Source organism: Piscinibacter gummiphilus, assembly GCF_032681285.1.
GTDB classification, from domain to species: Bacteria; Pseudomonadota; Gammaproteobacteria; order Burkholderiales; family Burkholderiaceae_C; genus Rhizobacter; species Rhizobacter gummiphilus_A.
In genome coordinates, this window is the sequence record NZ_CP136336.1 from 582,244 (window position 1) to 603,814 (window position 21,571).

General features: G+C 68.9%; 20 protein-coding genes. 8 read left to right on the plus strand and 12 right to left on the minus strand.

Going from position 1 to position 21,571, the window contains the following annotated elements; genetic code table 11:
* Positions 1-101 precede the first annotated feature (101 nt).
* Positions 102-425, plus strand: a complete 324-nt coding sequence (locus RXV79_RS02825; RefSeq protein ID WP_316701944.1) for a hypothetical protein — start codon at positions 102-104, stop codon at positions 423-425.
* A gap of 9 nt (positions 426-434) precedes the next feature.
* Here RXV79_RS02825 and RXV79_RS02830 read toward each other — a convergent pair whose 3' ends face one another.
* From RXV79_RS02830 to RXV79_RS02860, 7 genes are all read right to left on the minus strand, one after another.
* Positions 435-2,663, minus strand: coding sequence for a lectin (locus RXV79_RS02830; RefSeq protein WP_316701946.1), 2,229 nt, complete (start codon positions 2,661-2,663; stop codon positions 435-437).
* A gap of 18 nt (positions 2,664-2,681) precedes the next feature.
* The gene (locus RXV79_RS02835) at positions 2,682-4,523 is read right to left on the minus strand and encodes a secretion protein (protein WP_316701948.1); all 1,842 of its coding nucleotides are present in this window, start codon (positions 4,521-4,523) and stop codon (positions 2,682-2,684) included.
* Positions 4,524-4,695: 172 nt separating this feature from the next.
* Positions 4,696-5,070, minus strand: coding sequence for a hypothetical protein (locus RXV79_RS02840; protein WP_316701949.1), 375 nt, complete (start codon positions 5,068-5,070; stop codon positions 4,696-4,698).
* A gap of 84 nt (positions 5,071-5,154) precedes the next feature.
* Positions 5,155-5,673, minus strand: a complete 519-nt coding sequence (locus RXV79_RS02845; protein WP_316701951.1) for a hypothetical protein — start codon at positions 5,671-5,673, stop codon at positions 5,155-5,157.
* Positions 5,674-5,684: 11 nt separating this feature from the next.
* Positions 5,685-6,731: a hypothetical protein gene (locus RXV79_RS02850; RefSeq protein WP_316701952.1), complete on the minus strand. Its 1,047-nt coding sequence runs from the start codon at positions 6,729-6,731 to the stop codon at positions 5,685-5,687.
* 181 nt (positions 6,732-6,912) lie between these two features.
* Entirely contained in the window at positions 6,913-8,022 is a 1,110-nt protein-coding gene (locus tag RXV79_RS02855) for a GumK N-terminal domain-containing glycosyltransferase (RefSeq protein WP_316701953.1), read from the minus strand.
* 30 nt (positions 8,023-8,052) lie between these two features.
* Complete coding sequence (locus RXV79_RS02860) at positions 8,053-9,555, minus strand: AMP nucleosidase (RefSeq protein WP_316701955.1); 1,503 nt, start codon at positions 9,553-9,555, stop codon at positions 8,053-8,055.
* 150 nt (positions 9,556-9,705) lie between these two features.
* Between RXV79_RS02860 and RXV79_RS02865 the strand changes: the two genes are divergently transcribed.
* Positions 9,706-11,481, plus strand: a complete 1,776-nt coding sequence (locus RXV79_RS02865) for a carboxyl transferase domain-containing protein (protein ID WP_413816685.1) — start codon at positions 9,706-9,708, stop codon at positions 11,479-11,481.
* A gap of 7 nt (positions 11,482-11,488) precedes the next feature.
* Here the strand turns inward: RXV79_RS02865 and RXV79_RS02870 are convergent, their stop codons facing one another.
* Positions 11,489-11,683, minus strand: coding sequence for a hypothetical protein (locus tag RXV79_RS02870; RefSeq protein WP_316701956.1), 195 nt, complete (start codon positions 11,681-11,683; stop codon positions 11,489-11,491).
* Positions 11,684-11,932: 249 nt separating this feature from the next.
* Here RXV79_RS02870 and RXV79_RS02875 point away from each other — a divergent pair, with 249 nt between their 5' ends.
* The 3 genes from RXV79_RS02875 (at position 11,933) to RXV79_RS02885 (ending at position 13,703) form a co-directional block, all read left to right on the plus strand.
* The gene (locus RXV79_RS02875; protein ID WP_316701958.1) at positions 11,933-12,460 is read left to right on the plus strand and encodes an outer membrane lipoprotein; all 528 of its coding nucleotides are present in this window, start codon (positions 11,933-11,935) and stop codon (positions 12,458-12,460) included.
* 101 nt (positions 12,461-12,561) lie between these two features.
* A complete protein-coding gene (locus RXV79_RS02880; protein ID WP_316701960.1) occupies positions 12,562-12,912 on the plus strand; it encodes a hypothetical protein in 351 nt (116 codons plus the stop codon).
* Positions 12,879-13,703 (plus strand): DUF72 domain-containing protein, encoded by an 825-nt coding sequence (locus RXV79_RS02885; RefSeq protein WP_413816686.1) that lies wholly within the window; start codon positions 12,879-12,881, stop codon positions 13,701-13,703. Before RXV79_RS02880 ends, RXV79_RS02885 begins: the two co-directional genes overlap by 34 nt.
* 25 nt (positions 13,704-13,728) lie before the next feature.
* On the opposite strand, the gene RXV79_RS02890 is transcribed toward RXV79_RS02885, so the two are convergent.
* Positions 13,729-14,376, minus strand: a complete 648-nt coding sequence (locus tag RXV79_RS02890) for a SagB/ThcOx family dehydrogenase (RefSeq protein WP_316701963.1) — start codon at positions 14,374-14,376, stop codon at positions 13,729-13,731.
* A gap of 167 nt (positions 14,377-14,543) precedes the next feature.
* Between RXV79_RS02890 and RXV79_RS02895 the strand changes: the two genes are divergently transcribed.
* The 3 genes from RXV79_RS02895 to RXV79_RS02905 all read left to right on the plus strand — a co-directional run bounded on the left by RXV79_RS02895 (position 14,544) and on the right by RXV79_RS02905 (position 16,547).
* Complete coding sequence (locus tag RXV79_RS02895) at positions 14,544-14,912, plus strand: DUF1428 domain-containing protein (protein ID WP_316701965.1); 369 nt, start codon at positions 14,544-14,546, stop codon at positions 14,910-14,912.
* Between the two features lie 40 nt (positions 14,913-14,952).
* On the plus strand, positions 14,953-15,996 hold the full coding sequence (gene truD, locus RXV79_RS02900; RefSeq protein ID WP_316701967.1) for a tRNA pseudouridine(13) synthase TruD: 1,044 nt from the start codon (positions 14,953-14,955) through the stop codon (positions 15,994-15,996).
* A 101-nt stretch (positions 15,997-16,097) separates the two neighbouring features.
* A complete protein-coding gene (locus tag RXV79_RS02905) occupies positions 16,098-16,547 on the plus strand; it encodes a carboxymuconolactone decarboxylase family protein (protein WP_316701968.1) in 450 nt (149 codons plus the stop codon).
* 56 nt (positions 16,548-16,603) lie between these two features.
* Here the strand turns inward: RXV79_RS02905 and RXV79_RS02910 are convergent, their stop codons facing one another.
* From RXV79_RS02910 to RXV79_RS02920, 3 genes are read right to left on the minus strand one after another with little or no spacing between them, the layout of a single operon-like run.
* Positions 16,604-17,569: a phosphatase domain-containing protein gene (locus RXV79_RS02910; protein WP_316701971.1), complete on the minus strand. Its 966-nt coding sequence runs from the start codon at positions 17,567-17,569 to the stop codon at positions 16,604-16,606.
* On the minus strand, positions 17,566-18,705 hold the full coding sequence (locus RXV79_RS02915; protein ID WP_316701972.1) for an MGDG synthase family glycosyltransferase: 1,140 nt from the start codon (positions 18,703-18,705) through the stop codon (positions 17,566-17,568). The genes RXV79_RS02910 and RXV79_RS02915 overlap by 4 nt, the downstream gene beginning before the upstream one ends.
* A 19-nt stretch (positions 18,706-18,724) precedes the next feature.
* Positions 18,725-21,508, minus strand: coding sequence for a DUF3857 domain-containing protein (locus RXV79_RS02920; RefSeq protein ID WP_316701975.1), 2,784 nt, complete (start codon positions 21,506-21,508; stop codon positions 18,725-18,727).
* Positions 21,509-21,571: the final 63 nt, after the last annotated feature.

Consider the following 21,571-nt stretch of genomic DNA (forward strand, 5'->3'; position numbering starts at 1 on the left):
GGTTCTTTACCCGTGTGGTCGTCAGCCGGGCCGGCGCGGCCGTCGTTGAATGGCCACGGGCGTCACCTTCGAGGCCCGCTCAACGCAAAGGAATCCCCACCATGCTGAACCTCAAGACGCTCGTTTTCGGTGCCCTCATTGCCGCCGCCTCGGCCGGCGCGATGGCGCGGCCGATGGGTCACCCTGTCAGTGCCACCCCCCAGGTGGATGCGCGCCAGGCCCGCCAGGAAGCCCGCATCGAAGCGGCTTTCCATGAAGGCCGCCTGAGCCGCCGCGAATTCCGCCATCTGCGGCGCGAGCAGGCCGACATCCGCCACTTCGAAGCCCGGGCCAAGGCCGATGGCGTCGTGACGCGCGACGAGCGCCGCACGCTCGACGAGATGCTCGACCGCGCCAGCCGCAACATCCGCCGCGCCGCGGCCTGAGCGTGGCGGTCAGGGCCGCCCCGAGCGGCCCTCGTCCTGGCCGTGGTCGAACCAGTGGTCGAAGGCGGCGTCGTAGTTGGTGGCGCCGAAGGCGCGCTGCAGGTCGGGGTATCGCGCGAGGTAGGCCTTGATGGCGAAATCGGCGCTGCCCTGCCGGCCTTCTGCCATGCCGTGGTTGACCCAGTGGTCTAGCGCGGCGCCATAGTCGTGGGCGTAGAGGCGCTTCAGGTCGGGATAGCGGTCGAGGTAGTACCGCATGTCGAACTCCAGGCTGGCGCGCCGGCCCTCGTTGAAGCCGTTCGAGCGCCAGTGGTCCACGAAGTCGACCTTGGCTGCGCGCAGGTCGGCATAGGCGTCGTAGTAGTAGTCCCAGTCGAACACCGACTGGTCGAAGCGCAGGTCGGGCTTGGATTTCTTCTTTTTCTTGCCGCCGCCGAAGGCCCGCTTGATCGCATTGCCGGCATCGGCCATCGCGCGGCTGGCGTCGTTGATCGAGTTCTGCGCCTCGTGGCGGGCCGCGTTCTTGATGCGGTTGTATTCGGCCTTGGCTGCGGCTTCCTGCCGCGCCAGTTCTTCGTTGGCCGCCTTCGCGGTGTAGCCCCCGAGGCTGCTGCCGGTGCTGCCCACCCAGTTCAGCGCCTTCTTCAGGTCTTCGCCGATGCAGTTGTCGAGCTTGCTCGGGTCGACGTTCACGCCGGGCAGGCTGTCCATGACGTGGGCCACGTCGAGATCGGGCCTGAAGTCGATCTTTTCCGAGATCTCGAACGGCGTGGCGCAGGTGGCCGGGCTCACGATGGAGAGCTTGTAGGGGTTGAGGTTCAGGTCGAGCGTGCGGCCGATCACGTTGCCGTGCAGCAGCATGTCCTGCTTGCCTTTGTTGATGTCGACCTTGGTGGACATCGCGATGCCCTGGCGCCCCAGCGGCCCGAGCTTGAGGTTCATGCCGGCGGAGGCCTTGGCGCGCAGGCCGCTGATGCCCAGGCGCACGTCCATGCTCGCCAACTGCTGGCCGAGCACGGTGGCGTCGCCCATCGTCTTCAGCAGCGGGCCCTGGATCGTCTTGCCGTCGATGTCGTCGGTGCTGGCCAGCGGCCCGAGCAGGAGGATGTTGAATGCGTTGAGTGGCGGGAAGGGTTTGCTCTTGTCGCCGAACCTGTATTCGCCGATGGGTCGCGGGTTGCGCAGCTGGAAGACCGCGAGCGGCTTCGTCACCTGCTTGAGCTCATCCTGGAACTTTGCGATGTCGCGGATGAAGTTGCCGCCGGGCACCTTGGGCGTCGCAAAGCCGAACGCCGTGTTCACGTAGTCTTCGAGCGTGATCTTCTGCGCCGCGAGGCCGAACCTGAAGTCCAGCAGGTCCATCGCGCCGGCCGGGTTGAGCGGGGTCTCGAAAAAGGTGATGAACTTCGGGCCGTTGTTGAGCGTGACGTTGCCCTTGAAGCCCACGGTCAGCGTGTTGGTGATCGAGAAGGTGGCGTCCGACAGCGTCATCGCGCTCATGCCGAGCGGGCTGCCGATGGTCTTGCCGGGCGCGAGTTGCAGCTCGACGAAAAACTCGGGCAGGTCCTTCACCGTCTTGGCCACGTTTTTCATGTCCGACAGCACCGCGGCCGCAAGCGCGGCACGACCGTTCATGTCGGTGGGCACGGGCAGGACGGTGCCCGCGCGCAGGGTGAAGCTCTGTGCGGGCACGCCCATGCCGAGCTCCAGCACGGTCTTCATTGGCCCGCCGATGTCGGCGCGCATGGCGGTCTGGAAGCCGCTGGTGAAGTCGAGGGTGGGCACGCCGAAGTAGCTGTCGGCGATGACCTTCTGGAACTCGGGCGGCATCTCGTTCACGTTGAGCGAGAACTCCACCGTCGAGAGCGAGAAGATCGGCGCGGCCGCCGCGGTACCGCTGCCGATGAACTTCCACGCCCGGTTGTTGAAGACGCCGGGCAGGCTCAAGCGTTTGTCGACGACCAGCACGACCGCCTGCCGGTCGGCATCGCCCATGAAGTAGAGCTGCAGCGGGATGTCGCCGACGCCGGGCACTTGCGGCACCGTCGCCTTGGCCATGTAGACGCCGTGGCCCGCCGGCTTGAGCGCGCCGAAGAGTTCGTTCACTGCCTTCTCGATGCCCGGGATCGGGATCAGCGTGGCGGCTTCCTTCAGCGCGGCGTTCACCGGCTGGGCTTGCGCGGGCACGAGGGCCGCGGCGATGGAGAGGAACAGCGCGGCCAGGAGCTTCTTGTGCATGTGGGTGCCTCGGGTCGGTCAGTAGTAGAGGAATTCCAGGGCCTGCTTCAGCCGCTCTCCGGTGCTGTGCAGGCGGTCCCACTGCTCGAGCGACACGTCGCCCTGGCGGAACTCGCGGAACAGGCGCGTGGTCTTCAAGTGGTTCAAGATCGATTCGACGTTGGCCGGCGTTCGGCCCGAGAAACCCATGCGTTCGCGCAGGGCCCTCATGCTGTCGCTCGTGCCGCCCGCGGCGGCGTGGTCCAGCTTCGAGGTGTAGACCGGCTGGCGCGGCGTGATGAGGATCAGCACCGAGCGCTGGAAGTCGAGATTCGTCTTCCTGGCGAAGAGATACTGCACGCCCGGCACGTCCTGCAGCAGCGGCACGCCGGAGCGCGAGGCCGAGGCTTCCTTTTCCGACAGGCCGCTCAGCACGAGCGTGTCGCCGAGGTTCATCACCACGTTGGCATTGGCCGAGGTCTCCGAGATCTCGAGCCGGTAGGCGAAGCCCGCGTTGTCGACGTTGGCGTTGAGGAAGGTGCGCAACGCGTCGACTTTCAACTTCACCATGCCGTTGGGCAGGAAGCTCGGCGTGATGCCGAGCTTGACGCCGAAGCGCTTGTCGATCGGCACGGCCGAGGGGCTGCCGAGCGAGTTGGTCGACACCACGGCGGCATTGAGGTTCGTGCCGGAGAAGAACTCCGAGGGCACGCCTTCCATGGCGGCGAGCGTGGGGCGTGCGAGGACTTCGTTCTGGCCGTTGGTGGCGTTGGCGATGTTGAGCGAATAGGACAGCGCCGGCACGGTGATCGCGCGCGTGATCACGTTGCCCATGCCCGTCGAGCTGTTGAAGCTGCGCGAGAAGGCCGGTGCGCTCGACGAGCCGAACTGCAGCGACAGCGCGTTGAGCAGGTTGATGCCCTTGGAGGTGGAAACGAGCTCCTCGGTCGCCACCATCACCACGTCGACCAGCACCATGCGCGGGGTGCCATCGTTCGGGTCCGGGCGTGGCGACGTCGGCCCAAGTGCAGGGGCAGGGGCAGGGGGCGCGGCTGGTGGCGCCTCGTCTTGCGGCGCGACGTTGAAGGCGGCGGCCACGCGCGGGTTCTCGGCGGCCGGTGTGCGATGCACCACCTTCCACTGCGCGAGGCGGCGGTCCACCCGTTCGATCTCACCCGGATCGCGCTTCGTGTCGACCATCAGCGCACGCATCTGCTCGGCCTTGCCGAACTCGGCGCACGCGGCGTACACCGAGACGCTGGAGCGCAGGAAGGCCGGCGTTGCCGGCGCAGGCGTCTGGCGGATCTGGTCGGCCATCGCGCAGGCGGCTTCGGCATCGCCCGTGAGGTAGGCCGACACCATCAGCCCGTGCATCGAGGGCACGCTGTCGGGCGAGAGCAGCAGGGCCTCGGCGAAATGGTCTCGCGCCTGGTTGAACCGCTTCTGTTCGAGGAAGGCGAGGCCGAGGAATTCCTGCGCGATCCAGTTGGCAGGGTCCAGGCGCAGCGCCTGCTGGTAGCCCTCGACGGCGAGTTCGTTCTTCTGCGCGTCGCCCTGGCGGGCCTGCAGGTGGTAGATGAAGCCGTTGAGAAAATGCAGGTACGAGTTGCGGGCGTCGAGCTGCAGCGCTTCGTTGATCGCGCGGCCGGCTTCTTCGAGTTCCACCCGCTTGAGCAGGCCGATCGCCTGACCGGCTTTTTGCAGCATCTCCGAGTCGGGGCGTGTCGGCAGCGCGAGCGAGGCCTTCTGGACCATCGCTTCGAACGAGCGCTCCAGCGGCGTCGCCGGCGTGGCGGCTCGGCTGGGCGACAGTGACAGGAGGCCGAGCATCGCAGCGATGCCCAGCTGCGTTCGCATCTGGCGACGGCGGGAGGTGTTCATGGTCGGCGGTCCGGCAGGAGGCGGACGACCTTTCGTCCGCCGTGCTCACCGCCTGTGCAGAACGAGCCACAGTGGTAGGCCGCCGCAGTATCCGGAAGCGCCCACTTGCCCGATCCCGACAAGTGCCCCGTGTTTCCCGGCCTGTTCGGCCGTCGCCGGCTTCGCCCGGCGGTCAGCGAGCGGGGGCGTGGCTCCAGCCGGTGTGCTGGTCGCAGCCGGCGGCCAGCATGATCTCGTCGACCGTCACCTGCTCATCGTCGCTGTCGGCATCCACGCTCACCACAACACCGCCGCGGCGCACGGTTTCCTCGAAGGCCGCGGCGTCGTGGGGTGACGAACCGAAGTCAAAGATGCCCTGGAAGAGGTCGAGCAGGTTGGTGATGAGGCCACCGCTGATCTGCTCGTCGGCCTTGCGGCCGAGCGATTCTTCGTAGGGCTCGTGCATGTGCACATGCACGGCGGCGGGCGAGACGCCGCGGTCGATCAGGCGGTCGGCGGCGCGCTGGCCGGCGTCGCGGTCATCGAAAGCAAAGAGGGCGTTGGACATGGCGGCCTCACAGGTTGATGACGACCCTGTTGGCTCGGCAATCGATGTACCGCGGGGTGCCTCCCGGCACCCCGGGCGCTTGTGTCAGCGCCTGCAGGTCAGCGCCAGATCGGTCTGCAGTTGTTGCCGCAAATGGATCATTGCGTTGTCGAAGGCGGCCTGCACTTCGCTTTCCGAGTTCGACCAGTTGGTGCTGCCGTCGACGCCGCGGTAGAGCTTGCTGCGAAGCGCGCCATCCGGCGTGCTCATGTGTACCCGCACGACGAGGTTGGCCGATTTCATCGTGCTCAGCGCGTGGATGTAGGCGCGCAGCACCTCGACGCGCAGCGTGACGGGAGCCCCCTGGGCCGCATGGCCCGGGGTCGCCTTGAGGCCGTCGGCAAACCAGCTCGGAAAACTCTCTTCCCCGTCGACCCGGGTGCGGTACAGCCGGCCCAGGCCTTTTTCCTCGCGCCGGTCGTCGATGGCCACGATGGTGAACGGGCAAGCGCCGCCCGCAGGCGCGGCCAGGGGCGCGGTCGTGGCCCGCAGGCCCTGCACCCGGTCGGCGACGCACCCGGCGAGGAGGGCGCACACCGCCGCCGAGGCGGCCAGCGTGCGCAAGCAGGCCGGCTTCACCGCGCGGTGGCGGTGGTGGCGGCCGGTGCGGCGGGCGGGGTGGTGGCCGGCGCCTGCGCCGTGGTGGTGTTGCCGCCTGGCGTGGTCTGGAAGTGCAGGGCGCCGGTGGGGTAGCGCAGCAGCTTGCCGCCGTGGCTTTCGGCCACCAGGTCGGCCTGCTGGCGGTTTTCGACCTCGACCTTGCCGAGCGACGGAAGGGCCGGTGCGTCCGGCGCACGCTGGATGTCTTCCACCAGCAGGCGACCCAGGTGCGCCATGCCGTCGTTGAGGCTCGTGCGCAGCAGGCGGCCGTTGTCGGCCTTCCAGGCGGCCAGGTACTCGCCGGGCTCCTTGGCCTGCTGCGGCAGCTTGGCGCGGTAGACCACGAGGCTGCGGTAGGCGGCGTTCTTCGGGTCGATCACCGAGGCGGGCTGGTTGGGCGCGGCGGGTGCGTTGATGTCACCCGGCAGGCCAGCCGCAGTGCGGGCCGCGGGGCTGCGCGGGTACAGCAGCGCACGGGCCGACATCTGCAGCGTCGAGAGATCGATCGACATGTGGTAGTCGACGTTCACGAACATCACGCCGCCGGCGGTCGAAGCCTTCAAGGCCTCCTCGTACTTCGCGTCCGTCGTCTCCTTCGTGACGACGACGCCCGAGAAGCTCATGCCCTGCACGTTCGTCAGCGCCTTGGTGATCGCGTCGTTCATCGCCTGGTCGAACTTCAGGTCGATGATCTCGTCTTTCAGCGGGCGGATGACTTCATCGGCCGCCTTCGCACGCGAGGCGTTGATGGTCGCATCCATCGCCCCGGCGGCCGCGCCGCAGGCCGCGGCCAGCAGGATGCCGAGGCCCGGCACCGCACCGCAGCCCGCGGCCGCGGCCTGGCCGGCGCGCGAAGGCTCGAAGGCGCCATAGAGCTCGGGCTGGCGGATGCCGACCTTCACTTCCACCGGCTGCGCAGCGGCAGCGACAGTGCGGTTCAGGGGTTGCGTGAGCGGCGTGGCGCAGCCGACGAGCGCAAGAGCACTCAGTGCCGACAGCGCGGCACGATGAAAAGCGGACATGGATTCCCTCCGGTATGAACGTTGACGTGATGTCGACCTTGCAAGGCCATGTGGCCGTCCGGCGGGTGCCGGCTCTTCTTCGAGAGTGCTCGGGTGGTCGAAACCGGCCGAAATCGTAGTGGAGGAGCGTGTCAGCCGCTGCCCGGGAAACCCGGGGCCGCGCATCCCACCCTTGGGTGGGTCAGGCCAGGCGCGTGTCGTCGAAGGCGAACGGGTCCAGCATGCGCTGCACCACTTCCGACCAGCGCAGGTGCCGGCGCGTGGACACCCGCGGCGCGTGCAGCGCCTGGCGGATCGCCTGCACGATCGAGGCGGCGTTCCCCGGCTCGTAGCCGAAGCGGTTGCTGCAGGCGTTGACCGTGGCGTGCGGGCACACCGCGGGCAGCTTGAAGTGGTCGTACTGGATGAGCTTGAGCGAGGTCTCGCCCAGGTGCGGCGGCAGGCCTTCCGCCCGGTAGGGCGCGATGCCGATGCTCGCGTGCTTGATGTAGGGCAGCGTGAGCCGGTGCGGCATTTCGTCGTAGACCCGCACGTTGTCGCCATAGCCTGGCCGTCGCCCGGTGCCCGAGCCGATCACGTGGAACTGAACCTGCGGAAACTCGCGGGATGCGGCGGTGAAGAAGTCGGCGTCGAAGAGCATCGAGCCGACCGACACCGCATGCAGCCCGGCCGGGTAGGGCGAGGGGTCGGCGTGCTCGTCCACCGAAAAATCGAAGCCGTGCGGAATCACGCAGACATTCGGCCCCTTGGCCACCGTCGCCGACATGCCCGGTGCCTTGAGGCAGATGGTGCCGATGCTCGGCGCGACCCGCGCGAAGGTGCGCTTCACGAAGTTGGCGGCGCGGATGGAATCGAGGTCGTCGGAGGCGATGTAGATCGTGCGCGCCTTCGGGTTGTGGCGGCGCACCTGGTCGAAGAAGACCGGCGCCATGCCGCTCTCGAAAAAGATCACGTCGGCCTCGCGGATCCACTCCACCAGCACCGGGCTGGGGCGCGCGGTGTAGTAGCGGAACATCATCGCTTCCAGAGGCGCGAGCGCCGGTGTGCGCAGGCTGAACGGGTGGATCAGCGTGCGCCACAGGTAGCACTCGACGCCGTCGGGCGCGATGGCCTTGCGGTTGGCCAGCGTGTCGAGCGACTGGCGAGGGTCTGACTTCAGCTTCGACAGCTGGCTGTAGTGCAGCGAGAAAAAACGCGTGGTGCCGAGCTTGGCCAGCTCTTGGGTGACGAAGTGGATGCCGGCCCGGCGCGGCGATCGGTAGTCGTGTGCGGAGAGGATCAGGAAGTTCATCGGCTCTTCTGACCCTCTCGCGAGGGCTGTTTATTGGAAAGCGACTTCCGCGAAGCTCCGGAGCTTGCGGCTGTGCAACTGGTCGACCCCTTGTTCACGCAGCAGCTCCATCGCACGGATGCCGATGCGCAGGTGCTGGTCCACCCGCTCGCGGTAGAAGTGATTCGCCATGCCGGGCAGCTTGATCTCCCCGTGCAGCGGCTTGTCGCTCACACACAGCAAGGTGCCGTAGGGCACGCGGAAGCGGAAGCCGTTGGCGGCGATGGTGGCGCTTTCCATGTCGAGCGCAATCGCGCGCGACTGCGAGAAGCGCTGCTCCGGCGTGCTCTGCGGGTGGGTGAAAGGCAGGAGCTCCCAGTTGCGGTTGTCGGTGCTGGCAACAGTACCCGTGCGCATCACGCGTTTCAACTCATAACCCTTCAATTGGGTGACCTCGGCCACCGCGTCTTCGAGCGCGACCTGGATCTCCGCCAGCGGCGGGATCGGCACCCACAGGGGCAGCTCTTCGTCCAGCACGTGGTCCTCGCGCACATAACCGTGGGCCAGTACGTAGTCGCCCAGCGCCTGCGTGTTGCGCAGGCCCGCGCAGTGGCCGAGCATGATCCACGCGTGCGGGCGCAGCACCGCGATGTGGTCGGTGATGGTCTTCGCGTTCGAGGGGCCCACGCCGATGTTGACCATGGTGATGCCGGTGCGGTCTTCGCGCACCAGGTGGTAGGCGGGCATCTGCGGCAGGCGCGGCGGGGCCACGCGCAACTCGTCGTCGGGCTGGGGCCCGAGGCCGGCGCGGCGCAGCACCACGTTGCCGGGCTGCACGAAGGCGCTGTAACCGGAGTTCGGGTCGGCCATCATCTCGTGGCCGAGCTGGATGAACTCGTCGATGTAGAACTGGTAGTTGGTGAAGAGCACGAAGTTCTGGAAGTGCTCGGGCGCGGTGCCGGTGTAGTGGCGCAGGCGGTGCAGCGAGTAGTCGACGCGCGGTGCGGTGAAGAGCGACAGCGGCAGCCGCGGCTGACCATCGTTGCCCAACGCCGGCACGTGGGTGCCGTTGGCGATGCCGTCGTCCATCGCGGTGAGATCGGGCAGGTCGAACTGGTCGCGCAGCAAGAGGCGCCGCTCGGGCGGCATGCTGCCTTCGAGGTGGTCGTTTTCCGCGAGCGAGAAGTGCACCGGGATCGGCTGGCTGGACAGGCCCACCTCCAGCGTGACACCGTGGTTCTTCAGCAGCAGCGTGAACTGCTCCAGGTAGTAGTCGTGGAAGAGGTCGGGCCGCGTGAGCGTGGTCTCGTAGGTGCCAGGGCCGGCCACGAAGCCGTAGGCCAGGCGAGAGTCGGCGCGGGCCACGGTGTCGGTGTGCACGCGCAGGTAGGGGTAGCAGGCGCGCACGTGCTGCTGCAACTCTTCGCCGGCCACGAAGCGCACCAGGCTGTCGCGCAGGTGCGCGATGCCCATGTCGTAGATGGTGGTGGCGTGCGCCAGCGCGGCGGCAGCGTCGTTGAAGGAGCGGGCGGTGATCTGGGTGGGAGAGGCCATGGGCCGCATTGTGCGTCCACGGCGGCTTGTCGCAGCGGTGTCATGGGCGGCCGCACGCCGCCGCTACAGTGCCCGCCAAACCAGGAGACAAGCCCAATGTCACAAGCGTCGATCAAGGCCCCGATGGCGGGCACCGTGGTGCAACTCGCGGTGGCGCCCGGCGAGGGCGTGCGCGCCGGCCAGCTGCTGCTGGTGCTCGAGGCGATGAAGATGGAGCACGAGATTCGCGCCGAGGCCGACGGGCAGGTGCTGCACATCACCGTGGCCACCGGCGACACCATCGGCGAAGACGAGCTGCTGGTCACGCTGGGCGCGGCGCAGGCGGTGCCTGCCGCCGTGGTGGCCCAGGCCGAGGCCACGGCTGCCACGCCGGCGTCGGCCGTGCGCGCCGACCTGCAGGAAGTGCTCGACCGCCACGCCCTCACGCGCGATGCCAGCCGCCCCGAGGCCATGGCCAAGCGCCACGCGCTCGGCCTGCGCAGCGCCCGCGAAAACATCGCCAACCTGTGCGACGACGACAGCTTCCTCGAATACGGCGCGCTCGCGTATGCGGCGCAGACCCGCCGCCGCGAGCTCGACGACCTCATCAAGAACACCCCGGCCGACGGCCTCATCACCGGCATCGGCAGCGTCAACGGTGCGCAGTTCGGCGAAGAGAAGTCACGCTGCGTGCTGATGTCGTATGACGCCACCGTGCTGGCCGGCACGCAGGGCATGCGCAACCACGAGAAGACCGACCGCATGCTCGGCATCGCGCTCGAGCAGAAGCTGCCGGTGGTGCTGTTTGCCGAAGGGGGCGGAGGCCGCCCGGGCGACACCGACTCTGCCAAGGTGGCCGGCCTGCACCTCACCACGTTTGCGAACTACGCGCGCCTGAGCGGCCAGGTACCAGTGGTCGGCATCGTGGCCGGCCGCTGCTTCGCCGGCAATGCCGCGCTGCTCGGCTGCAGCGACGTCATCATCGCCACCCGCGACAGCAACATCGGCATGGGGGGCCCCGCGATGATCGAAGGCGGTGGCCTGGGCGTCTACACGCCCGAACAGATCGGCCCGAGCCAGGTGCAGCACGCCAACGGCGTGATCGACGTGCTCGTCGACGACGAGGCGCAGGCGGTGGCGGTGGCCAAGCAATACCTCGGGTACTTCCAGGGCCGCTTGAGCGAATGGTCGGCTGCCGACCCGAAGCAGCTGCGCGATGCGCTGCCCGAAAACCGCGTGCGTGCCTACGACGTGCGCCAGGTCATGCGCGGCGTGGCCGACACCGGCTCGCTGCTGGAGCTGCGCGCCGGCTTCGGCCACGGCATCCTCACGGCGCTCGCCCGCATCGAGGGCCGGCCCGTCGGCCTGATGGCCAACAACCCGGTGCACCTGGGAGGCGCGATCGACGCCGACGCTGCCGACAAGGCCGCGCGTTTCATGCAGCTGTGCAACGCGCATGGCCTGCCCATCGTCTCGCTGGTCGACACCCCGGGCTTCATGGTCGGCCCCGAGATCGAGGAGAAGGCCCAGGTGCGGCATGTGAGCCGCATGTTCGTGACGGCCGCGCACCTGCGCGTGCCCTTCCTCGCGTTGGTGCTGCGCAAGGGCTATGGCCTGGGGGCGATGGCGATGGCCGGGGGCGGTTTCCACTCGCCGGCGATGACGGCTGCGTGGCCCACCGGCGAGTTCGGTGGCATGGGGCTCGAAGGGGCGGTGCGCCTGGGCTACCGCAAGGAGCTGGCCGCGGCGGCTGAAGGCGCGGAGCGCGATGCGCTGTTCGACAAGCTCGTGGCCGCGCAATATGCGCGCGGCAAGGCCATTCACATGGCGGCGATGCTCGAGATCGACGCGGTGATCGACCCGGCCGACACGCGCCACTGGCTGGCGCGGGGGCTCGCGTCGTCACGCGTGTCGGAGCGCCGCAGCGCCCCGATCGACACCTGGTGAGAGCGGTTCAGACCGGGCGGTTCTCGCCCCGCACGCTGGCCGCGTCGGGCCAGTGCCGGGCCTGCAGCGCCGGGTGCGCGGCTTCGTAACCGAGCTCGACCGGCGTGGCCGCATTCGCGTCGACGTCGGCGGCTTCGGCCGCGGGCGGGCTGCCGCCGTAATACCAGCGACGCACGTCTTCCAGCCATTCATCGTTCGGCATGATCTCGCTCCTGCAACCCCCGCGGCCCCATTGGCACGGCTGGGGGCCATCGTGCAAGGGGGTGCTTGAAGCCGCCATCAGGCGACCGAGCGAAGCGCTGTAGGCCCACACCTACACCTGTGTGCAGCTGCAACGCCGCGGCTTTTCGTCCTACGCCACGCTGCGGCCGGGGCGGGCAGACGCCAGCCCGCCGACCCTGGACGATTCAGCTCCGTGAAGACAGCCCGAGGAGCGGGCCAGGAGCACGACATGCAACACCACACTCATCACAAGCATCCCGTCGACCGCATCACCGCGTCGCTCGCCGCCGGCTCGCTGGCGTGCCTGGTCGTCCTCGGCGGTTGCGGCCCGCAAGACGGCAGCCCCGTGAAGGCAAACGGCGCCCCGGTGCCGAGCGCCAACACCACGGCCCGCGCCGTGCCCGAGCGCCCCGCCGCCCCGGTGGCGCTGATGGGCGAAGTGCGCCACATCGAAACCCTGACCGAGCGGCCCAAGGGCACCGGCGTGGGCGCGGCCACCGGCGCCGTGATCGGGGGCGTGCTCGGCTACCAGGTGGGTGACGGCAATGGCCAGAAGGCCGCCACGGCGGCCGGTGCCATCGGCGGTGGCCTGCTCGGCAACAAGATCGAGCGCGACCGCAAGGAACGCGTCGTCGGCTACAACGTGCAGGTGCAGCTCGACAACGGCCAGACGCGCACCTTCCGCCGCGAATCGCTGAGCGGCCTGCAGGTCGGCTCGCGCGTCAAGGTCGAGGGCTCAAGCCTCCAGCCAGCCTGATGACAAAGCCCGCAGCCGCGCCGCCCGGCGCGGCCCGGTGCGACACTTCGATGGCCTGACCGGCCCAACGCCGGCAGGCCTGCAGCATGGCCATTGGTTGGATGACCGCCCTCAAGGTGATCCCGTGGGGCGACGTGATCGAAGCGACCCCGGGCATCGTCAAGAGTGCCCGCAAGATCTTCACCCGCTCGCAGCAGGCCGAAGAGGCCGCCACCGCGGCGGCGACGAGCCCCGGCGACCTGTCGGCACGCGTCGCGCAGCTCGAAAGCAGCGTGGCCCAGCTGGCCGAGCAGCAGAAGGCCTCGGCCGAGCTGATCGAAACCCTGGCCGAGCAGAACGCGCGCATCGTCGAAGCGGTCGATGCCTTGCGCGTGCGCACGCGCCTCCTCATCGTCGTCTCGTCGTTGCTGTCCATCGCCTGCGTGGGGCTCGTGGCCTGGAGGCTGGTGTGAGCCGCATCTACACCGGCATCGGCGGCTGGACCTTCGAACCCTGGCGCGACAACTTCTACCCCCAGGGCCTGCCGCATGCGCGCGAGCTGCAATACGCAGCGAGCAAGCTCACGGCCATCGAGGTCAACGGCACCTACTACAGCACCATGAAGCCGGCGACCTTCGCCAAATGGCGCGACGACACGCCCGAGGGTTTTGTCTTCTCGCTCAAGGCCAACAAGTTCACCACCAACCGGCGTGTGCTGGCCGAGGCCGGCGAGTCGATCGAGCGCTTCATTGGCAGCGGCCTCGCGGAGCTGGGCGACAAGCTCGGGCCCGTGTTGTGGCAGTTTGCGCCCACCAAGAAGTTCGACCCGGTCGACTTCGAAGCCTTCCTCCAGCTGCTGCCGGCGAAGGTGGGTGGGCTGCCGCTGCGCCATGTGATGGACGTGCGGCACGACAGCTTCAAGTCGCCCGAGTACCTGTCGCTCGCACGCCGCTACAAGGCCGGCACGGTCTTCACCGACTCCGACGACTACCCCTCGTTTGCCGACATCACGAACGACTTCGTCTACGCCCGCACCATGCGCTCGCAAAGCCACCTGTCACAAGGCTTCGAGCCGCAGGCGCTCGACCAGCTCGCCGCCTGCGCGCAGCGCTGGGCGCAGGGCGGGGAGCCCGATGGCGTGCCGCGCGTCGAGCCGCCGCAGCCGGCGGGCCCGCGTGACGTGTTCCTCTTCTTCATCAGCGGCGCGAAAGAGCGCAACCCCGCGGCCGCGATGGCGCTGCTGGAGCGACTTTCGTCTGCATGACGGAGGCAGGCCGGGGGCCCGATGCTCAGGTCTTCGGGCGACCCACGGTCTGCGCCAGCAGGAGTTGTTGGTCGTTGCCCAGGCCCATCGCCTTGGCCAGGGCCTCGCGGTCGAACCACGCGCGCACCACCGTCGCCAACCCCGCGGAAGCGCAGAACAGGTAGACGTTCTGCGCCATGGCGCCCGCCGCCGCGCTAGCGTAGGCGGTGCGCTGCGCCGCCGGCACCATGCCCATGCGGCCGTGATCGGCGACATAGACGAGGTCCAGCGCCGCGTCGTCGACGAAGTCCTGGTAGCCAGTGACGCGTCGCACGTCGCTGGTTTCGACGAGCTGCAGCGCGTGTGACACCGGCTCGTAGCGGTACAGGCCTTGCGGCATGGCGGCGTAGAGCAGCACCTCCTGCGCGTTCATCGCGCTCGGCACGGTGCGCCCCCCCAGCGCCCGGCGGTTGACGCCCGCGGCGGCCCACAGCAGATCGGACAAGGTCTGCTCGTCCAGCGCCGTGGGCGCGAACTCGCGCAAGGACTGGCGGCGCGCCAGCGCCTCCATGAGCGGCAGCCCGCCTTCGCGGTGCGGTGGCGGCAGGGCGAGTGTCTGCTTCGTATCACCCACCGCCGGCCGCGGCGGGTTGTGGCCCATCAGGCCCAGGGCCAGCTTGGTCAGCGTGTTCATCGTGGCTACCTCCGGTCGATCAGGTGCAGCCTAGGCGCAACACGCCGCAGCGGATTGATGAGTGTCAAGGTCGTCGCTCTGTCGATTTGGCTTGCCGTCGTTCGTCGTGGGAGACGGGGTGCCCTGACGGGGGTGCACCGAACGCCCAACTTCACAGGAGTGCAGACATGTCCTACATCGACGGTTTCGTGATCGCGGTTCCCACCGCCAACAAGCAGAAGTTCATCGACCACGCGCGCCATTTCGACGCGATGTTCATCGAGCTCGGCGCCATCCGCGTGATCGAGGGTTGGGGCGACGACGTGCCCGACGGCAAGGTCACCGATTTCCGCCGCGCAGTGCAGGCCACGGCCGACGAAACGGTGGCGTTTTCGTGGGTCGAATGGCCCGACAAGGCCACCCGCGACGCCGGCATGAAGAAGATGATGGAAGACCCTCGCATGGATCCGTCCAAACCCGGCAACCCGCCGATGCCCTTCGACGGCAAGCGGATGATCTTCGGCGGCTTCGAGCAGGTGGTCGAAGTGAAGGCTTGAGCGGCCCGGGGGCGGTGACAATCACCGCCCCGGATTGCCCATGACCCACGCCCCCGACCCGACCCTGCCGCAGTGGCCCAGTGCTTATCCGGCCAGCGGTGCCACCGCCTTCCTGAAACGCCTCAACGAGGATTTCAGGGTGACCGAGTTGCCGCTGCAAGTGCCCTCCGGGGAAGGTGAACACCTCTGGCTGGACATCGAAAAGGACGGGGCCAACACCGCCTTCGTGGCCCAGCGGCTGGCCGAGGCGGTCGGCGTGCAGGAGCGCGACGTGGGCTATGCCGGCCTCAAGGACCGCTACGCCATCACCCGTCAGTGGTTCAGCCTCTACCTTCCCTATGGCAAAGAGAAACGCGAGACGCCCGACCTGACCCAGCTTCAGCACCCGGAATTCAAGGTGCTGGGCCAGCGCCGCCATGTGAAGAAGCTGCGCCCCGGTGATTTGCAGGGCAACCGATTCCGCATCGTGCTGCGTGACGTGAGCGGCGATCGCGACGCCATCGAGGCCAACCTCCAGGCCGTGGCATCACAGGGCGTGCCCAACTATTTCGGTGCCCAGCGTTTCGGCTTCGACGGCGGCAACGTCGAGCAAGGCCGCGCCATGCTGGCGCGCGAGATCCGCGTGCGTAACCCGAAGAAGAAGGGCCTCTACCTCTCGGCGGTGCGCTCCTTCGTCTTCAACGAAGTGCTCGCGCTGCGAATCCAGCAGGGGCTGTGGGGCAAGGCCTTGCCCGGTGACGTGATGGACGAGGCTGGCCGGCCCACCGGGCCGCTCTGGGGTCGCGGCCGCGTGAGCACCTCCGATGAGGCGCAGGCACTGGAAAACGCAGTGGCGCAGCGCCACGCCACCTTGTGCGACGGCATGGAGCACGCAGGTCTCGACCAGGAGCGCCGCGCCCTGGTGGCGAGCCCGGCGGACATGTCCTGGGAATGGCTGCAAGCCGATCAACTGGTGCTCATGTTCTCGTTGCCGGCGGGGACCTACGCCACGTCGGTCCTGAACGAAATCCTCAGCACCACGGAACCTGACCGGCACACCGAGAGCGATTCTGCGGCCCTGGGTGACGCTGCCGAGCCTCTCTGATATTTCTTCAACGCTGTCACAGCGCCTTCGCGTCAAACGTCTTGTGAGCAGGAGGTCGGCTTCGGCCTCCGTCCACCATTCACATCGAAGGAAGCTGATTCATGAATCGCGCTGTTTGGTTCCAAGCATCGCCTGAGGGCGCCAAGGCTGTCGGGGCGCTGCACCACTTCGTCACCAAGAGCACCGGCCTTCCGAGCTTGCTGACGCACCTGGTCTTCCTGCGCGTGTCGCAGATCAACGGCTGCGCACATTGCATCGACATCCACACCCGAGACCTGATCGCCGAAGGCATGTCGGTCGAGAAGGTGGTGCTCGTTCCCGTGTGGCGCGAAGCTGAATACCTCTTCTCCGAGCAGGAGCGCGCCGCGCTGGCGTGGTCGGAGGAGGTGACGCTCGTGAGCCAGACCCACGCCTCCGATGACGCATATGCGGCCGCATTGGCCGTGTTCGGCGAGAAGGATCTGGTGGAGCTGACGCTCACGATTGCCGCGATGAATGCCATCAATCGCATGGGCATCAGTTTTCGCATGAAGCCGCGCGCCAAGGCGTGAAGAGTGGATGGCCGCGCGCTGCTTGCGATCGACCGTCACCACTGCAAAGCGGCTCTCTACGGCGGCCCGCTCGCCAGCAGTTCCGCCATGTCGCGCTGCCCCGGGAGCCGCGCCCGCTTCGGGTCGGGGTGCACCCGCCGGATCCACACGCCCAGGACTCGCGCACCGAAGCGCGCCTGCAGCTCCGCATAACTCTCGGGGTCGCGCTCCCCGTCGTCGCCCAGCAGGGCGAAGCGGGTCTGCGGGAAGGCCTCGAAGATGGCGCTCGCGCGCCGCACCTTGTAGGCCTGCTGGTCGGCGAGCGGGTCGGTGCTGGCGGCGCTCACTTCCTTCAGCTGCAGCACGCCTTGCGGGAAACCGTGTTGGCGCAGGAAGCGGCGCACGCTGTCGGTGAGCTGGCGCGGCGAGGCCGAGATGTAGAACACCGGCGTGGCCTCGGGGCGCGGGTTGCGCTTGGTCCACGCGGTGAGCAGTGCGGCCATGCCGCCCACCGGCTCGCGTGCCTCGGGCGGCACGGTGAGGCTGTTGCGCAGCAGGCGCGTGGTCTGGTTGACCTCGCTCACGAGCAGGGTGTCGTCGAGGTCGGAGATCACGCCCACGGTGTTGGCCGGGTCGTGCACCAGCAGGTGGGCCGCGCTGCTGGGCGCGGGCTCGCTGTCGATGCGGTGCCAGCCCGGCGCCGGTGAACCCGGCAGCAGCGGCTGGCTCGCGCGCAGCTCCCAGTAGCCCTGGTCGTCGGCGCGTGTCTGCCAGCGCAGGCCGCCCACCGTCCAGCGCACCGAGCCCTCTTCGCCGCCGGTGAAGAGCAGCCGGCTGTTGCGGTAGAGGCTGCTGCGCACGCCGCTGTCGGCCCGGGGGCCGCGGCGCTTCTCGACCAGGCGGCCCGAGAACACCACACCCTGGGTGGTGGCCCAGGCGTCGTCGACGATGTTGTGCAGCGGGTCGTCGTCTGCCTGCGCGGCCCAAGGCAGGCCGAGCGCGATCAGCGGCGCGAGGCAGAGGCGGCGTCGGCTGAGCGTCATGCGCCGAGAGCCGCGACCAGCCGGCGTGCCACGTCGATTGCCGCCTGCGGGCGGGCGATGCGCTCGGCGTTGGCGCGCATGTCGGCCATGCGCTTGGCATCGCCGAGCCAGCGCGCGAGGTGCCAGGCGGCATCGGGCTCGTCGTGCAGCCGCACGGCCGCGCCTTCTTCGAGCAGGTAGTCGCAATTGCGCTGCTCCTGGCCGGGGATGGGCGCGACGAGCGCCATCGGCTTGCCCTTGGCCAGCACTTCGTTGGTGGTGAGGCCGCCGGGCTTGGTGACCACGAGGTCGGCCGCGTCCATCAGCTGGTGGATGTTGGTGACGAAGCCGTGCACGGTGACGGGCAGCTTCAAGGTCTTGGCCCGCTCGCGGCAGGCGGCTTCGAGTTCGGCGTTGCGCCCGGCCACGACCACCAGACTCAGGCCACAGTCGTCACCGGCAAACGAGTCGAGCATGGCCACCAGCGGCCCCACGCCGAAGCCGCCCGAGAGCAGCAGCACGGTGGGCCGCTCGGGCAGGCCGAGCGTGGCGCGCATTGCCGCGGCGGGCGTGCGCTCGGCGAACACCGGGTCGATGGGAATGCCGCTCACGCTGATGCGTTCGGCCGCGATGCCCTTGCGTTGCAGCTCGCGCGCACCCACCTCGGTGGCCACGTGGTAGTGGTCGATGTGCGGGTAGACCCAGAAGGCATGCGGGCTCACGTCGGTCACCACGGCGTGCACCGGGGTCGCGAGCTTGCCGCGGCCTTTCAGGTCCGACAGCAGCGCCATCGGCAGGAAATGCGTGCACAGGATGGCGCGCGGCTGCGTGGCGGCCAGCAGGTCCTTGAAGCGGGTGCTGTTGGCCTTGTCGAAGGCCAAGCGCGCGCGGGTGGTCTTGCTGCGCGGTGGCTTCACCACGTCGTAGCGGTCGTAGAGGTGCCCCCACAGCTCGGGCGCACGCTGCACGAGGTCGATGTAGGCCTGCGCGTAGAGCTTGCGGAAGAGGCTGCTGGTGCAGGCGAGCGTGTCGACCGTGTGGTGCGCGGGGGCACCGAGCTGGCGCAGCGCGGCCGAGACGGCCTGCGCCGCACGGGTGTGGCCGGCACCGGCGGTGGCGTGGAGCAGCAGCAGCGGCGCGGGGGTGAGGTCGTTCATCGTGAAAGCTTGTGGCGGGTCAGGGCTCGCTGCGCTTGAGTTCGAGTTCGGCGAACGCGAACTCGCGGTAGGGCGTGGCCTGCAGGTCGACGGTGCGGCGGAACATGCGCTTGGCTTCCGACGTCTTGCCCGCGAGCAGCAGCTGCTGGCCCATGTAGAAGTAGGCCTCGCTCAGGTTGAGGCGCTCCATCGACTTGTTTTCCTTCGCGCGCTCGATCACCTCGTCTTGCGAGGCCTCGCCGGCGAGGTAGTGCACCAGCACGCCGGGCCAGCTGCCGCGGCTCACGTCGGGCAGGTGCGGCAGCACCACCGAGCGGCCTTTGCCGCCGGCCTTCTGCGACGCGATGTAGAGCCACGACAAGGCGAACACCCGGTCGTTGCCCGAGGACTCCTGCACCGCCTGGTTGAAGTTGCGCTCCGCGTCGGCGAGCTCGCCCTGGTAGTACTGCGCGTTGCCGAGGCCCATCGCCAGCGCGGCGCGGTTGTTGGGGTTGGTGAACTGCTGCATGGCGCTCAGGGCCTCGCCGCCGCGGCCGAGCGACATGAGCGCGAGGCCGCGGGTGTAGTGCGAGTAGCGCGCCTCGGGGGCGCTCGCGAGCGCACGGTCGGCGTCGGCGAGCGTGGCGTCGTGGTCGGCGAGGTTGCTGTTGGCGATGGCGCGGCGCTCGAGCAGCTGGCCCACCAGCGGGCCGCTGTCGCCCACCTGGCGCAGCAGCTCGCTGGCGAAGAGCCGCTCCACTTCCTGGCGCACGACCAGCTCGCGCAGCGTGTCGGCCTGGCGGCCAAGCTTCTGGGTCACGCGGCGGTCGATCTCGTCGAACTGCGCGCGCAGCGGTTCCATGCTCAGGAGCGGCAGGCGCACGCTCACGCCGCCGAGCCGGCGCGCGGTCTGCAGCTTCTCGCGAAAGCCGTTCAGGTCGGCCGGCTGCACCTCGTCGCTGCGGCGCTCGTAGGTCAGCAGGTAGTCGAAGCTGTTGCCGTTGACCTCGTAGCGGCTGGCCACGCGGAAGTGCTTGTCGACCACTTCCGAAGGCGGCGGTGGAGGTGCCGTGAAGCGCTGCGGTGCGATCGCGCGCAGGCGCTGCCGCACCTGCACCGGCTGGTCGACGAGGAAGGGCATCTCGCGCCGCAGCTCGCGCGGGCCGACCAGGCTGTCGAGCAGCTCGAGCGCCGGCAGCTCGACGGCGAGCGCCCCGCGGTCGTACTGGCCGAGGCCCGGGGCTTCGTACTTCAGCTCCAGCTGGAAGATGTTGGTGTCGCGGTTGTCGCGCACCGTGGGCGAGCCCACCGCCTTCAGCCCCGGCAGCATGCGCGCATATGCGCCGGCGATGGCACCGGCCAGCCGCTCGGCGCCACCCGCCTCCACGCCGGCCCGCCAGCCCTCGGCCGCGAGCCCGCGAGCGCGCAGGGTGGTGGTGAAGGTGGGCGTGCGCTTGAGGTCGGAGGCATCCCACACCGAATCCCACTCGAGGGTGTAGGCCTGCGAGGGGCCGGGGCCCACCCTCACGAGCCCGGTGGTGCTCGGGCTCACCACCAGCCCCATGCCGTAGGACGCAACACCGCGCGTCTGCAGCTGCCGCCCTTGCTTCTGCATGGTGGGGTCGATCCAGTAGACGGTGCCGTCGAGCGTGAGCTGCGTGATGACGTGGTCGAACTGGTCGTGCGCGGGCAGGTAGTCGGCGACGCCGCGGTTGCGGCCCACCGAGATCAGCACCGGCCTGGCTTCGAAGCCCAGGCGCTGCAGGATGGCGTTGAGCAGCGCGGTCTTGTCCTTGCAATCGCCCAGGCGCTCGGCGAGCGTGCGTGCAGGCGGCTTCGGGCGGTGCGAGCTTTCGCCCAGGCTCACGCTGAAGTAGCGCACTTCGTCTTGCACGAACTCGATCACCTCGGAGGCGAGGCGCTCGCGCGGCAGGCCCTTGGCGCGCCAGGCCTCGATGCGGCCCTGCAGCTCGGCGCCAAGGTCGCCCGGGGTGGCGAAGAGGTCTTCGGCCCAGGCGGCGACCTGCTGCCAGTCGGCGTAGTCGCTCACGTGCAGCGCGGGGTAGACCTTGAACCACGGCGGCGTCTGTTCCTCGGCGATGACGGGCGGGATGTTGCGGCGGGTGAGCGTGAGCACCTGGCGCCCACCCTGCGTGCTGCGCTCGAAGGTCGCATCGCTGCGGATGCCACGCGTGTGCAGCGTGCGGCCAGCGGGGGCTTCGAGGCGCACCTGGAGCTCGTCGACGGCGGCCGGGTGGCCGAGCTGGAAGGTGTCGGCGTAGTGGCCCTTGTAGATGGGGTTGGTGCCGTGCACGGTGTAGGCCACTTCGACCGCATCGCCCACGCGCACGTCGTTGAGCAGCACCAGCAGGGTCTGCACGCCGGTGAGCGTCATGCGCTCCAGGCCTTCCTCGCGCCGCAGCAGCTCGATGCGGGCGTCTTTCAGGCGGTCGAGCCGCGCGCCGTTGCGCAGCACCACCGCTTCGTGCAGCGAGACGGTCTGGAAGGCGGGGTTGAAGTAGACCTGGACCTTCGACACCGCCTGCACGCCCGCCGAGTCGCTGATGGCCAGGCGCGTGTGGGTGTAGGCATGCTCGCCGCCGTCGGCGGTGAGCTGCGTCTGGTAGTCCATCAGCGTGATGCGGTAGCCAGGCGAGGTGGTGGTCGGCGCGGCCGCTGCGGCGGAAGGCTTGATCGGCTTCACCCAGGCCGGTGTGCGCTCGATCTTGTAGCCCGCACCGCTGCGCGCCGGGGCCTTGCTGGAGGTGGGCGATTGCGCCGAGGCGGTGGCGGGCAGCAGCGTTGCGGCCAGGCTCAGTGCCATGATGGCGAGGTGACGAAGAAGCGGAATGTGTGCAGCGTGTGGGCGTGGTGGCATGGGCAAACC